This window comes from Rhizobium sp. 9140 (genome assembly GCF_900067135.1).
Lineage (GTDB): Bacteria > Pseudomonadota > Alphaproteobacteria > Rhizobiales > Rhizobiaceae > Ferranicluibacter.
In genome coordinates this window covers 458,098-471,151 of the sequence record NZ_FJUR01000002.1, presented here as the reverse complement: position 1 = coordinate 471,151, position 13,054 = coordinate 458,098, and the positions used below count along the sequence as shown (strand labels likewise).

Annotated in this window: 12 protein-coding genes; 5 read left to right on the top strand and 7 right to left on the bottom strand. The window is 62.9% G+C overall.

All coding sequences use genetic code 11. The features are described from left to right. Positions 1-21: 21 nt before the first annotated feature. Both GA0004734_RS19505 and GA0004734_RS19500 read right to left on the bottom strand, forming a co-directional pair. Complete coding sequence (locus GA0004734_RS19505; RefSeq protein ID WP_092937135.1) at positions 22-630, bottom strand: J domain-containing protein; 609 nt, start codon at positions 628-630, stop codon at positions 22-24. A gap of 121 nt (positions 631-751) precedes the next feature. Then, the gene (locus GA0004734_RS19500; RefSeq protein WP_092937133.1) at positions 752-1,699 is read right to left on the bottom strand and encodes a DUF808 domain-containing protein; all 948 of its coding nucleotides are present in this window, start codon (positions 1,697-1,699) and stop codon (positions 752-754) included. Positions 1,700-1,966: 267 nt separating this feature from the next. Here GA0004734_RS19500 and ppk2 point away from each other — a divergent pair, with 267 nt between their 5' ends. Beyond that, the gene (ppk2, locus tag GA0004734_RS19495) at positions 1,967-2,932 is read left to right on the top strand and encodes a polyphosphate kinase 2 (protein WP_092937131.1); all 966 of its coding nucleotides are present in this window, start codon (positions 1,967-1,969) and stop codon (positions 2,930-2,932) included. A gap of 124 nt (positions 2,933-3,056) precedes the next feature. Here ppk2 and GA0004734_RS19490 read toward each other — a convergent pair whose 3' ends face one another. Then, positions 3,057-4,223, bottom strand: a complete 1,167-nt coding sequence (locus tag GA0004734_RS19490; RefSeq protein ID WP_092938190.1) for an esterase — start codon at positions 4,221-4,223, stop codon at positions 3,057-3,059. Positions 4,224-4,427: 204 nt separating this feature from the next. On the opposite strand from GA0004734_RS19490, the gene GA0004734_RS19485 reads away from it, so the two are divergent. Beyond that, complete coding sequence (locus GA0004734_RS19485) at positions 4,428-5,870, top strand: phospholipase D-like domain-containing protein (RefSeq protein ID WP_092937129.1); 1,443 nt, start codon at positions 4,428-4,430, stop codon at positions 5,868-5,870. Positions 5,871-5,926: 56 nt separating this feature from the next. On the opposite strand, the gene GA0004734_RS19480 is transcribed toward GA0004734_RS19485, so the two are convergent. The 4 genes from GA0004734_RS19480 to GA0004734_RS19465 all read right to left on the bottom strand — a co-directional run bounded on the left by GA0004734_RS19480 (position 5,927) and on the right by GA0004734_RS19465 (position 8,086). Further along, complete coding sequence (locus tag GA0004734_RS19480) at positions 5,927-6,190, bottom strand: hypothetical protein (protein ID WP_092937127.1); 264 nt, start codon at positions 6,188-6,190, stop codon at positions 5,927-5,929. A 33-nt stretch (positions 6,191-6,223) separates the two neighbouring features. After that, complete coding sequence (locus tag GA0004734_RS19475; RefSeq protein WP_092937125.1) at positions 6,224-6,649, bottom strand: DUF3429 domain-containing protein; 426 nt, start codon at positions 6,647-6,649, stop codon at positions 6,224-6,226. Further along, positions 6,646-7,641 carry an NAD(P)/FAD-dependent oxidoreductase gene (locus GA0004734_RS19470; RefSeq protein WP_092937122.1) on the bottom strand — a complete coding sequence of 332 codons (996 nt, stop codon included), beginning with the start codon at positions 7,639-7,641 and terminating at the stop codon, positions 6,646-6,648. The genes GA0004734_RS19475 and GA0004734_RS19470 overlap by 4 nt, the downstream gene beginning before the upstream one ends. A gap of 97 nt (positions 7,642-7,738) precedes the next feature. Further along, positions 7,739-8,086 (bottom strand): thiol-disulfide oxidoreductase DCC family protein, encoded by a 348-nt coding sequence (locus tag GA0004734_RS19465; RefSeq protein WP_092937120.1) that lies wholly within the window; start codon positions 8,084-8,086, stop codon positions 7,739-7,741. A 234-nt stretch (positions 8,087-8,320) separates the two neighbouring features. Between GA0004734_RS19465 and GA0004734_RS19460 the strand changes: the two genes are divergently transcribed. The 3 genes from GA0004734_RS19460 to GA0004734_RS19450 are packed head-to-tail and all read left to right on the top strand — an operon-like array spanning position 8,321 to position 13,047. Then, a complete protein-coding gene (locus GA0004734_RS19460) occupies positions 8,321-9,967 on the top strand; it encodes a type I secretion system permease/ATPase (protein WP_175386563.1) in 1,647 nt (548 codons plus the stop codon). 6 nt (positions 9,968-9,973) lie between these two features. After that, a complete protein-coding gene (locus tag GA0004734_RS19455) occupies positions 9,974-11,482 on the top strand; it encodes an HlyD family type I secretion periplasmic adaptor subunit (RefSeq protein ID WP_092937116.1) in 1,509 nt (502 codons plus the stop codon). Positions 11,483-11,484: 2 nt separating this feature from the next. Next, positions 11,485-13,047 carry a TolC family protein gene (locus tag GA0004734_RS19450; protein ID WP_175386561.1) on the top strand — a complete coding sequence of 521 codons (1,563 nt, stop codon included), beginning with the start codon at positions 11,485-11,487 and terminating at the stop codon, positions 13,045-13,047. The last annotated feature ends 7 nt before the right edge of the window (positions 13,048-13,054 follow it).

Here is a 13,054-nt window from a genome sequence, read left to right as displayed (position 1 = left end):
GGATTGGAGAGGGCTAACGGCCTATCCACAGAAGCCGTTGAGCTTGAGGATCTTGTGCGCCTCAATCGTCGCCTGAAGCTCCGCCTCGGACGCCCGGTTTCCAGCGTTACTATCCGGGTGGTGCAGCTTGATGCGTTCCTTGTAGCGCCGGTTGATCTGGTCCGGCGTGGCGTCGTGCGGGAGCCCCAGGGTTTCGAAGGCCTTCGCCTCGAGCACCTTCAGTTTTCGCGCCTGTGCCTCCCGCTTTTGCATCAGGCGTTCGGCCGCACTTTTCCGGGCGTTCAGCGACTTTGCCGAGCCCGAGCGCACAGTGAACGGCATCGGCAATTCGGTGGCTTCCACGATCGGCTTGCCGAAGCTCGGCCGCGCACCGCTGATCGCTTCGCGCTGGTAGCGCGCAACGATCGGGTCGGACAGATCCGGTGAGAAGTTGTAGCCCTTGTTGTATTCCTTGATGTGGTCGAGACAGAACATCAGGAACAGGCCTTCGCCTCCAAGACCGACCGGCGCGCGATGCGTGCCGACCTTTTCGCACCCATGCCATTGACACTGCGGCCCCGTGGGGGCCTCGGCGGCTTTGGACTTCTTCTTGGCAGACTTGAGGCCAACGAAAATACGTGAATCAGACATGCACGGCTTATGCGATCAGATGCGCAATCCCGCAAGACCGCTTTGCATGGTGATGATCATTCTGTGTATGAGGCACGCATCACATTTCAGAAAACAGGCCGCAGACGCTTGCTTTTGCCGCCTAAGCCTTGCTTCCGGCGAAGAGCGGCTTGAAGGCCTGGAGGAGCAGGATGACGATGCCGCCGAGGATGGCGCCGAAGATCGCCTGCACCAGGGTCGCCACCAGCCAGTGAACGACGTGTGGCAGGACGGGTATGAGCATGACCGCGAAGCCCGCGGCACCTTCCACGATATGTTCCGGCTGGTGCAACCCGAATTCGGCAAGGCCGTGAATGACGATGCTGCCGCCGACCCAGAGCATGGCGGCGGTTCCCACGATCGCAAGGATCTGCAGGAAGACCGGAACGCCCTTGACGAGACCGTGCCCGATTGTCTTGCTGATGTCCCCGCCCGTCGCTACCAGATGGAGGCCGATATCGTCGGCTTTGACGATGAACGCGACCACGCCGTAGACAGCAACCGTGATGAGAATGCCGACGGCGGCGAGGACTGCGACCTGTGTCGCGAAGTTCGAGGTGGACACGCCTGCAAGCGTCAGCGCCATGATCTCGGCCGAGAGGATGAAGTCCGTGCGGATGGCGCCCGCGACCTTCTGTTCTTCGAGTGTAGCCGGATCGAGGGTCGCAGCGCCGGCGGTGTCGGCGTGGCCATGGCCCGATAAAGCGGAGTAGATCTTCTCGGCGCCCTCGAAGCAAAGATAGGTGCCGCCGATCATCAGCAGCGGCGTGATCAGCCACGGCACGAACGCACCCATGAGCAGGCAGGCCGGCAGCAGGAAGACGAGCTTGTTGCGGAGCGACCCCTTGGCGATCCGCCAGATGATCGGCAGTTCGCGGCTTGGCGATAGCCCGACGACATAGGTCGGCGTGACCGCCGTATCGTCGATGACGACGCCTGCAGCCTTGATGCTGGCCTTTGCCGTTTGCGCGCCGACATCGTCGAGGGATGCGGCCGCGAGCTTCGCAATGGCCGCGATGTCATCCAGTAGCGCTATCAAGCCTGTCGCCAACGCAAGGTCCTTTCAAGGCCGATGTCAGGGCTTACCCGGCCATCGACGTGGTGCTTCTCTCGGAATCGTCGTGCAGCGCTCACGGCTGCACGCCCGAACAGGGCCGGAAGACGCATTGCGTGTCAATGCGTTTGCGGAATGGCCCGCAAAATGAGCGATAGCTGAACATCTTACCGTCGCAACATTCCGCGATCGTCATCCTGCTGACACAGGGCATGTATTAAGCTCCAGCGTTGATCAATGCCTTCCTTCCGTCACGGAGCCTTCATGAATATCAACGACCCAGCCCAGCTCGCGCGCATCAAGGCGGAAATTGTCGACAGTTTCGACGAGGAACTGGAAATGCAGATGGAAGAGGATCGTCTGGACGACCTCCTCGAGGAGGGCACGAACCCGACAGCCGAACCGCTTCTCGACCGCAAGGTCTATTTCCAGGAACTTTTCCGTCTCCAGCACGAACTCGTGCGCCTGCAGGATTGGGTCCAGCACAAGAAGCTTAAGGTCGTCGTGCTGTTCGAGGGCCGCGACTCCGCCGGCAAGGGCGGTGCCATCAAGCGCGTGACCCAGCGGCTCAATCCCCGCGTCTGCCGTGTGGTCGCGCTGCCCGCGCCGTCCGAGCGCGAACGCCACCAGTGGTATTTCCAGCGTTACGTCCAGCACCTGCCCACGGCCGGCGAAATCGTGCTGTTCGACCGCAGCTGGTACAATCGCGCCGGTGTCGAGCGGGTGATGGGGTTCTGCACCCCCGACGAACTGGAAGAGTTTTTCCAGTCCGTGCCGCAGTTCGAAAACATGCTCGTGCGCTCCGGTATCATCCTGATCAAATACTGGTTTTCGATCACAGATGAAGAGCAGGCCTTCCGCTTCAATATGCGCATCCGGGATCCGTTGAAGCAGTGGAAGCTGTCCCCGATGGATCTGGAAAGCCGCATTCACTGGGAATCCTACACCAAGGCCAAGGAGGACATGCTAGAGCGCACGCACCGCCCGGAAACGCCCTGGTGGGTGGTCGATGCCGTGGACAAGCGCAAGGCGCGCCTGAACTGCATCTCGCATCTCCTGCAGCAGATCCCTTACGAGGACGTTCCCAAGCCCTCCGTCCAGCTGCCGGACCGCGCACGCAACGCGGACTACTACCGCAAGCCTGTCCCGGCGGACATGTATGTGCCGGATGTCTATAATGCCGCGCCTGAGGCCGGAGTGCCACGCCTGGCCGGTAAGAGCGGTCAGTAAGCGTCCCGATATCTAACCAATGCCCGGCAGATTGGCGAGAGGAGCACGTCGAAGGCTCGTCTCGCCACAGCCGGGTTCTTGCACGGCCTCGATATGGCGGCCCGAACGTCTACTTGCCGAGCGTCTACTGGAAAGCCTTCTCCAGGAAAGTGACCAGCGAAGGTCGCCAGACGTCCATCTCGTGCTGGAGGTCCTTGTATTCGTGGTACTCGTGGACGATCTTCTTCTCGTCCAGCGTCTTTTTCAGCCCGGCGATATCCTTGCCCGTGACCGTATCTTTCGACCCGACCGTCACGGTGAAGTTCCGCAGCGCCTTGTTCATCGTGTCCGGCGCGTTCAGCGCCGCATCGACCGCCGTGTTGGGCACCGTCGTGGTGGAGACGCCGCTGAAGGTCGCAATCCAGCCGAAGGTGCCGAGGTGCGAGAGACCGGAAACCAGCGCCTGATACCCGCCCTGCGACAGCCCGACAATGGCGCGGGCGTCGGCATCCGTGCGCACGCGGTAGGTTTTTTCCATGTAGGGAATGAGATCCTCGATCAGCTCCCGGTCGATAGCGTCGGCATTGATCGGATAAAAGTCCTTGCGGCGCTGGGCCGCCGGAAAGTTCTCGGCGATGGCCTCGGGAATGTCGGCCTCCGTATCCGGGATGACGACGATCATCGGCTTGATCCTGTTTTCGGCCAGCAGATTGTCGAGAATTTGGGGTGCGCGCCCCTGGGTGACCCAGGAGTCCACCGTGTCGCCGAACCCGTGATAGAGATAGACGACGGGCAGAGGCTCCACGGTATCCGTATAGCCAGGCGGCGTGTAGACATGCATCTGACGCTGGGATTTCAGCGCCTTGGATGACAGCGTCACCAGACGCAGGTCGCCATGCGGCACGTCGCGTGTGTCGAGAATGCTGCCGGGAACGAGAACGAGGCTCGTGTTCACCTGTCGTTGTGGCTTCGGCTGATGGGAGCCGGGATCTATGCTGCGAAAGCCGTCGATGTTGAAGTAATATTCATAGAGGTTCGGTGCGAGAACGTCGCTCTTCGCCGTCCAGACACCGTCCTCGCCACGGGCCATCATCATCGGCTCTCGCTGGCCGAGCACGACGGCCACCGATTTGGCGGCCGGAGCGAAGAGCCGGAAGGTGATCGACTTATTCGCTTCGACCGACGTCACGAATGCCTTCAGAGGCGTGTCGGCCGGCGGGGAGGCGGGCGGCTCAAGAGCGAAAGCGGGCACGCTTACCATGATAGCTGCCACGCAGCCTGCCGCGACGAGCGCGGGCAACAGTTTGACCATGATGAATTCCTCCACATTGCATCTACCTCATCCCGTCAGGAAGCTACACCCCGGCGGCCCGTTTTCAACGGCCATTTCGTAAGTTCTTCGTAGCGCTTCCGTTTTCCGTCTGCCGGCGCGAAGGTTCTTGTGCAAATGGAGATGGCCGGGCGGCGATCGAGCCCTATCTCCGCTGCTCCGACCGTGTAGGGAATGTAAGAGGCGATGCAGACACTTCTGGTGGAACGGCAGACCTGTTGGCGGGTTGCCCGGGCGGACCGGCTTTCGGTCATCGTTGATGCCGAGGCCTTTTTTCGTCATGCCCGGCAGGCGATGATGAAGGCAAAAAAGTCGATCCTGCTGATCGGCTGGGATTTCGATACGCGTATCGATCTCGTGCCGGGAAAGAGCACGGATGGATCTCCCGACAAGCTCGGACGCTTTCTGAACTGGCTGGCCGAGCGCAACGATGCCCTGAACATCCGCATTCTCAAATGGGATATGGGCCTGTTCGCTTCCCTCGTCCGGGGAGAGACGCCGGTCTATATGCTCGGCTGGCTGTTTTCTGACCGCGTCAGCCTGAAGCTCGACAGTGCTCATCCGCCCTTGTCGGCGCATCATATGAAGCTTCTTGTCATCGACGATGAGGTCGCCTTCTGTGGCGGTATCGACATGACGGTTGGGCGGTGGGATACGTCGGAGCATCTGGAAAAGGACAAGCGCCGCCGCTCGCCGCTGGGATTTGCGCAGGAGCCCTGGCACGACGCGACGACGTGCTTCTCCGGCAAGGCCGCCGCAACTCTTGCCGAACTCGCGCGCGCCCGCTGGCAGGAAGCGACGGGTGATACGCTGGAGCCGGTCGAGAGCGGATCGGACGCATGGCCGGACGATCTCGCCGTCGATTTCCGCGATATCGACGTGGGCATCTCCCGCACGCTGCCGCAATATGACGAGCGGCAGCAGGTCGTGGAAATCGAGACCGCAACGCTCGCCATCATCGCCGCCGCGCGCGAGACGCTCTACATCGAAAGCCAGTATTTCGCCTCCCGCCGTATCGCCGAGGCCTTAGCCAGACGTTTGGAAGAACCGGACGGACCGGAGATCGTCGTCGTCAATCCAGAAGGGGCAAACGGGTGGCTGGAAGCCAAAGCCATGGACTCCGCCCGCATCCGCCTCATGAAGCTGGTTCGCGACGCCGACCGTTTCGACAGGTTCCGCATCCTCTATCCCGTCAACGATGCGAACACGCCGATCTATGTTCACGCCAAGATCATGATCGCCGACGACCGCATCCTGAAGCTCGGTTCCGCCAATCTCAACAATCGGTCGATGGGCTACGATACGGAATGCGACGTGTTGATCGAGGCCCGCCCCGACCAACCGCAGATGGCGCAGAAGATCGCCGCCTGCCGAAACGCGCTCATCGGCGAACATCTCGGGCACCATGAGGACGAGGTGGCTGCCGCGATCGCGGAATATGGGTCCCTGGTGAAGGCCATCGAGGTGCTGACGGCAGAGACGGGACGCCGGCTGGTGCCCGTGGCGATGCGTGACCTCACCGCGGCGGAAGATCTGATGGCGGAATCGGACATGGCCGATCCCGAACGCCCGGCTGGCGTCAAATATCGGACATCCAGCTTTCTCAAGCGGAGGTTTCACAGGTCCTGACGGTTGCCTGCAACGACCGCTTCATCTCGGCCTTGTCTGCCGAGACTTTATGCCGCCTACATCTCCGACATGTCGTCCAGCAGGTTCTGGGCGAGTTCGCTGATGGCGACCTCCGCCTCCTCCAGTCCCCAGCCGACCTTTTCCGCTTCCTTTGCCAGACGCTGAAGCGGGGACGGAAGGCGGCCGGAGGCGGTCTCCACGATGTTCTCGGGCGTCAGCCCCTTGGCGATGTCGAGGAACGTCTGCTCGACGGCCTCCTGGCAGGCGATGTCCCGGTCCGGATAAGGGCCTGATCCGCGCGGTTTGTTCAGTAGCAGCATATCGTTTCGCTCCTCGCATTATTCTTTGCCGGTCTATGCCAGTCGGTAGAGCATCGCAACATAGGCAAACACGACGATGATCGTCACGCGCGTCCGAAGTCTGGCATACCACCTGTGTTCGAGATCGTTTGCCAGGATGATCCGGTCGGCAAGAAGCAGCAGAGCGAAAACGATCAATTGCAGGCCGGCGGAGAGGGCGGGTTGGCGGATCAGCAGCGTCGCGAAGGACAGCAGCGCGAACACATTGCTGGCGACGATCGCCGCAAGTCCTGCCTTGCCCATCTGCGCGACGCCCCAGAGTGTGCCCGACATGAACGCCGAGATGACGGCGCCGTAGGCGAGGAACGCCTCGCCCATATCGATGCCGAGGAAGGCGGCGGGCGCGGCCAGCAGCAGCCAGAAGGGCAAGGCGCCGGCATAGGTCAGCAGTGTCGAGGTGGTTTTCGACAGTGTCGTCATTGCGTTGTTTCCCTGACAGCGGGGAGAAGAGCGTCTGCAAGCCGGCTTGCGCTCTGGAAAGCCGCTTCGACGCGGCCGGCAATGCACCAGTCGCCGCAACTGGCAAGCTGTTGCTTCCGGTCGAGCAGGAACGGCTGGCCGGCAGATCGCGCGACGTTCGCATAGCGCCAGCGCTTGATGACGGCGCTTTCCGCCTCGGTGGTGTCCAGCGGGATGAACCGGTGCACGGCCTCGATCATCTGCTCCCGCAGGCTTTCGAGCGGCGTCTCGACATGCCGGTCGGACCATTCCGGGCCGGCATTGGCGACAAGGTTCGGCACATTATCGCGGCCGGGCTTCGTGTCGTTGCGAGAGATCCAGTTGATGACCGGATCGTCAAGGCGCGCGGCCGCGAAAGGGGTTGCCGCACCGGGCTTCAACGTGACCACCAAGGTGAAGCAGGCATTCATGCGGATCGCGCGCAGGGCCGCATGATGAGCGAAGGCGGGCGGGAGCAGCGCTGCCGACTGCGGCGCGGGCGCTGTTGCGATGACCCAGTCGAAGGCGCCGTCCTCACCGGCTTCCGTCGTCACGGTCCAGTTTCCGGGCGTACCGGAGATGAAGCTTATCTCGGCATTGAAGGTGATATCGCAGCCTCTCGCCATCCATTTCGGCAGGGCATTCATCCCGGGTTTGCCGACATATCGTGCGTCGTTTGCTCGCGCGTCGTTTTGCGGTGCTGCCGGCAGGGAGACGATATCCCGGTTCCAGTGCTCCACGGCGCCATCGGCCGCAGCCGCGTCCAGCATGTTACGGAATTGCGCGTCGCGGACCGTAAAATACTGGGCGCCGTGGTCAAAGGATATGTCCTCGATCCGGCGCGTCGCCATCCGTCCACCGATGCCCTTGCTCTTTTCGAAGATGCGGACGGTGGCATGGCCGGCAAGGGCGCGGGCGAGCGTCAGTCCTGCCATTCCCGCACCGATGATCGCTACCCGTTTCGGATCACTCATGCGTCTTCCGCTCGTTTCTGCCGTCGATATGCACAATTGCAGCGGCTGACCCACGATCTAACGCGGCCGCGCGCAAGGGCAACGGTCTGACGACGCTTCATCGAAACAGGCGCTGCAGACGCGGACGCACCCGCAGGAAACCACGATAGGCGGTGTCGAAAAGCGGCGTTGCCGGCGCCCATCCGGCAAGGATGCCGAGCGGGCGCAACAAAGGAATGGCGCGCCACATCGCGGCGAAGGCGGCAGCGCCCGTGATAAGCCGCCCCCTCTCTTCGGCGTGGAAGCGCGCGAGGATATCGCCCCTGTCGATCGGGCAGGCGGACGAGGGGTCGCAGGCATCGATGAACCGGATCGCACCACGCCTGTCGAGACGCCGCATCAGCGCGATTTCACGCTGGCAAAGCGGGCAGCCGCTATCGAACCAGACGGTGACTTTCTCGACCATGAACCGCACTCCGAAAACCTTTGGCCCTTGAGATAGCATGGACGGGCCGTTGCCGGAGAGGTACGGGAGCAGAGCTGCTCCGGTTCAACGATCCGTCCGTTCGATACGACCTCGCCATCCGCGCCGTTGATGACTTCAATGAAAATTAACCATAGCTGATTTAGGGTCGCCGAAAGAGGGCTGCGTACCATGTTGGCACCGTTACGGACATTGGCTGGGATAACGGCGACCCATATGCGCGGCATATTCGTCTATTCCATCATCGCGAACCTTCTGGTCATCGCACCCTCCATTCATATGCTGCAGGTCTATGATCGCGTGCTCGGCTCGCGGTCGATCGGGACGCTGGTCTACCTCACCCTGATCGTTCTCGTCGCGCTGGTGGTCTGGGGGCTGGCCGATGCAGTGCGCGGCCATCTCGCTGTCCGTGCTGCGGCGAAATATACGGTCACAGTGGCGCCGAAACTTTTCGCGCGGCTCGCGGCAGACCAGAAGGCCGGACCGAAAGCCGGCAAGATGCTGCGGGATTTCTCCTCCGCCCGTGCTTTTATCGGCGGACGCACCTTCGCCTCTCTGTTCGACGTGCCGTTCATTCCGCTCTACGTGCTGATCATGACGGTGCTCCACTGGAGCCTCGGCCTCCTGACCGTCATCGGCATCCTCGTTCTCGCAGCCCTTTCCTGGCTCAATATGGCCGCCACTGAAAAAGAGCGGGAGCGCAGCCGGCAGGCGGAGAATGACGCCATCAGCTTCGCCCAGAGCGCCTTCAACCGCATCGAGGACCTGCGCGCCCATGGCATGCTCTCGACGTTTCTGACCATCTGGGGACGCAAGACGGCGCTCGGCCTCAAGGAAAGCGAGGCGGCCGGCGCCACCTCCGCGCGCTATCAGGCGATCAGCAAGGCCTTCCGCCAGATGCTGCAGGTGCTGATGATGGGCTGGGGCGCGTTCCTCGTGCTCAGCAACGAAATGTCGGCTGGCATGATCTTTATGTCCTCGATGATCTCCGGCAAGGCGTTTGCGCCGATCGATCAGGTCATCGGCGGCTGGGAGCAGATCTCGCGCGGGGCAGCCTCCATCCGCGATATCGAGGAGATGATCGGCCCCGACAAGTCGATCCAGGCGCGCATGACGCTGCCTGCGCCGGAGGGCCGCCTCGCCCTTCACGGCGTGAGCTTCGCGCCCGATCCGAACAAGCCGGACCGTCACCTGCTCAAGGATGTCAATCTCCAGGTCATGCCGGGCGAAGTCGTGCTGATCACCGGTGCGACCGGTGCGGGCAAATCGACGCTGATCCAGATCATGGTCGGCGCTGTCGCTCCGACGGGCGGCGCTGTCTCGGTCGATGATATCGCGCAGGATATCTGGCCGTCTGCCCAGTGGGGCCGCACGATCGGCTATGTCTCGCAGGATATCGAGTTCTTCCCCGGCACGATCGCCGCCAATATCGCCCGGTTCGATCCGGATGCGACCGAGGACAAGATCATCGCGGCTGCCAAGGGCGCAAGCGTGCATGAGCTGATCGTCGGCCTGCCCGAGGGCTACCGGACGATGGTCGGCAACCGGTCCTTCCTTTTGTCCACCGGACAGAAGCAACGGATCGCGCTGGCGCGAGCCCTCTACGGCGATCCGAAAATTCTCGTGCTCGACGAGCCCAATGCCAGCCTCGACCAGAAAGGCGAACGCGCACTTCTGGTTGCGGTCGCCGAGGCGCGCCACCGCAAGGCAGCGGTTGTCATCGCGGCGCACCGCACCTCCATCCTTCGGGTGGTTGATCGCGCATTCACGATTGCGGACGGCACGCTCCAGCCGCTGACCCTCGTCGCCGAGCAGCCTGCTGTGCAGGCTGCTTCCCGGCACGACCAGACACAGGTGGCTTGACCCAGGATGACAAACAGCCGCCCTGTGAACGTGCTCCCCGCCAATGGCAGCAGCAGCCCCATCCCGGCACCGTCCGACGATGGGCTGTGGTCGGGGATGTTCCGCCCCGAGACACCCGTCGCCGTCGCTGCCGCGAAGGTGCCCGACGACATGCAGGGCAGCTGGGCAGACGGCGTGAAGACCGAGACGCGCGACATTCTCTCTCTATCGAGCCGCGGCCTGCTTGCCGGCGCCGCTGTCTTCGTTCTCTGGTCGCTGCTCTTCCCCATCGGTTCTGCCGTCGTTGCCGAAGGCGTGCTCGTCTCCAACGGTCGCAACAAGGTGCTGCAGCACCGCACCGGCGGCGTGGTCACTGATATAGCGGCCCGTGACGGCGAGGTGGTGCAGGCAGGTGCGTCCGTGCTGCGGCTCGATCCGGTCAACGATCAGGCAGATCTTATCCGCTTCAAAGCCCGTTTCGCCATCCTCGATGCCATGCGGCGCAGGCTGGAAGCGGAGAATGCCGTCGCGGCGAACGCAGGTCGGACATTGACGGAAGATTTCGGCCTGATGGATATGCGCCAGGGCTTCGACACGATGCCGGCATCGATCGATGATCTTCAAACCGGCGCGACGGGCGAGGCCGATCCGCTTCTCGCCGAACAGCAACGCCAGTTCGAGCGCGGCCGCGGTGCCGCGGATGCGGAGATCGACGCGATGCTTGCACGCAAGGATGCGCTGAACCGCCGCCGTCAGGGCGTCGAGGAGCGGCTGGGTGTCATGGAAGCCCAGCTTGCTTCTCTGAAGCGTCAGGCAGACGCGCTGCAACCGGCCGTCAACAGGGGACATATCGCCCGCAAGGTTCTCTGGGATACGGAAGACCAGTTGCTGGCCCGCACGTCCGAACTCGCCAACCTGAAGGCCGAGCATGAGGCGCTTTCCGACGATGCCGGCGAGATCGACTCGCGAATTCGTCAGGCGAAACTGACCGACCAGCGCGAGACCTCGATGAAGCTGACGGAGGTGCTGGCGGAAATGCGACAGATTTCCGGACAGATGCAGGCGGCAGAGGCTGCGGTTCGCTCGTCGGACCTGCGCGCGCCCGTCACCGGCACGGTCGTTCATTCCAAGCATACGACGATCGGCGCCGTGATCGCTCCCGGCGAAGTGCTGGCGGAAGTCGTGCCGTCCGGCAGCGATTTCGCGGTCAAAGCACGCATCGCGCCGCATGACATTACCCATGTGCGCACCGGCCAGACCGCGCGCGTGAAGATCGCTGCGCTGAACGCGCGGATCTTCGACGATATCGACGCACGCGTGACGCGGGTTGCGGCGGACACGACGGCGGATGAAAAGACCGGGCAGCATTATTTCGAGGTCGATCTCCTTTTGAAACAGGCCGCACCTGCCGAGCAGGCGCTTCTCGGTCCCGGCATGACGGCGCAGGTCTATATCGAGGGCGAGAGCCGGACCTTTGCCGATTATGTCATGGCGCCGTTTATCGACAGTCTCTCCCGCAGTTTCCGGGAGCCATGATCATGGCGCGCTCCTGGCTTGCTCTCGCCTGCACCTGTCTCATGGCCGGCACCAGTCTTGCCGAAGACCTTCGCCCGGCAGGCGATAGAGGTCTGCGGCTGATGACGATCGATCCTCTTCAGACGGGAGGAACGCCGTCCGGCCTCGACCTGCGGCTGACGATGATGGACCAGATGGGCTCTGCCTCTTTGCCCATCCGCCGCCCGCAGGCGGCGCGCGATATCGCGAATGAACCATCGCTGCTCCTTCGGGAAGGCATCGGCAGCGTTTCTGCGGATCTCATGGATGCCGTCTCCGTGGCGATCGAGGAGAGCGACCTCGTGCGCAGCCTTTCGGCGGAAAAGCGGGCCGCGCAGGCGGGTGTCAGCCGCGCCAGCGCGGCGTTTCTTCCGACCGTCTCCGGCAATGCCTGGGTCGGTGGGGACCGCGACTCGTCATTGTCCGTGAACGATCCCGGCATGAATGCCGGCATCTCCATCGCCCTGCCGCTGCTGGATGGCGGGCAACGTCTCTATACGAAGCGAAGTGCGGAGAGCCGGGCACTGGCCGCGGCTGCCGAACTGCGCAGCGTCACGGAAAGCGTGGCGCTGGAAACCATCAACGCCGCAATCGACCTGAACCTTGCGACCCGGCAGGCCAAGGTGCTGGAGGACAATCTGCGCGATCTTGGCACCTTGCGGAAGGCCGTGCGCGGTCGCGTCGATGCCGGACGGGCGACCGAAGGCGATGCTGCGGAATTGGAAGCGGAACTGAGCGATGTCGCCCGCACGCTGGTGATCACCAGCAGTTCGGCGGCGAAGTCCAGGGCCATCCTGTCCTCCCAGCTACGGCAGGCTGCACCCGGCGGCTTCAAGCTTCCCAACCTCGAAGCCGTGCCGCGGCGAGGCCTCGATGCGCTTGTCGATTTGACCCATTCGCGCAATTCGGGGCTGAAAGCCAACTGGCACCGTTTCGATGCGGCGGAAAACGGGCGCAAGGTGGCCAAGGGCCGCTACTTTCCGCGTCTCGACCTGAAGACGGACTACAAGACCTCCAGGACCACGCGCACCAGCCGCAATACGGACGGGTGGAGCGTCGGGCTGCAACTGACCGTGCCTCTGGTGGATCTCACGACCACGGCCGATGTGCGGGAGGCCGACGAACTTGCCAATGCGGCAATGCATCGGGCGCTTTCGGAAGACCGGAAGGCCGAGACGCAGTTGCGCGTCGACTGGATCGAGGTTCAGTCCGCAACGAAACAGGCAGACCTTTCGCGGCGCAAGATCAAAGCGCTGCGCACATCCTATGCGGCCAAGGTGGACCAGTACCATGCCGGCCTCATTCCCATCGACGACGTTCTCCTGACCCGTCGCCAGCTGACGATGGCGACCAGTGAAGAACTGGAAGCCGTGGTCACGCGCTTTGCCGCCATTACGCGTCTTGCTGCGACCTCGGGCCTCCTCGCCGAAATCGTCGGTACGGAAAGCGGGAAGGAACCCCGCAGACGCAGTAAAGGGGAAACCACCGGAATCCCCGATGGGGGCGAACCGCGTCCATCTCTACCGGGCGTCGTCATCGCCCGGTAGCCTATCG

What these genes read in the sequence shown, in the direction of transcription:
- GA0004734_RS19475 (WP_092937125.1), bottom strand. Translation starts at nt 6,649, where the DNA reads ATGACGACACTGTCGAAAACCACCTCGACACTGCTGACCTATGCCGGC.
- GA0004734_RS19490 (WP_092938190.1), bottom strand. Translation starts at nt 4,223, where the DNA reads ATGGTCAAACTGTTGCCCGCGCTCGTCGCGGCAGGCTGCGTGGCAGCT.
- GA0004734_RS19470 (WP_092937122.1), bottom strand. Translation starts at nt 7,641, where the DNA reads ATGAGTGATCCGAAACGGGTAGCGATCATCGGTGCGGGAATGGCAGGA.
- GA0004734_RS19465 (WP_092937120.1), bottom strand. Translation starts at nt 8,086, where the DNA reads ATGGTCGAGAAAGTCACCGTCTGGTTCGATAGCGGCTGCCCGCTTTGC.
- GA0004734_RS19505 (WP_092937135.1), bottom strand. Translation starts at nt 630, where the DNA reads ATGTCTGATTCACGTATTTTCGTTGGCCTCAAGTCTGCCAAGAAGAAG.
- GA0004734_RS19485 (WP_092937129.1), top strand. Translation starts at nt 4,428, where the DNA reads ATGCAGACACTTCTGGTGGAACGGCAGACCTGTTGGCGGGTTGCCCGG.
- GA0004734_RS19450 (WP_175386561.1), top strand. Translation starts at nt 11,485, where the DNA reads ATGGCGCGCTCCTGGCTTGCTCTCGCCTGCACCTGTCTCATGGCCGGC.
- GA0004734_RS19460 (WP_175386563.1), top strand. Translation starts at nt 8,321, where the DNA reads ATGCGCGGCATATTCGTCTATTCCATCATCGCGAACCTTCTGGTCATC.
- GA0004734_RS19480 (WP_092937127.1), bottom strand. Translation starts at nt 6,190, where the DNA reads ATGCTGCTACTGAACAAACCGCGCGGATCAGGCCCTTATCCGGACCGG.
- GA0004734_RS19455 (WP_092937116.1), top strand. Translation starts at nt 9,974, where the DNA reads ATGACAAACAGCCGCCCTGTGAACGTGCTCCCCGCCAATGGCAGCAGC.
- ppk2 (WP_092937131.1), top strand. Translation starts at nt 1,967, where the DNA reads ATGAATATCAACGACCCAGCCCAGCTCGCGCGCATCAAGGCGGAAATT.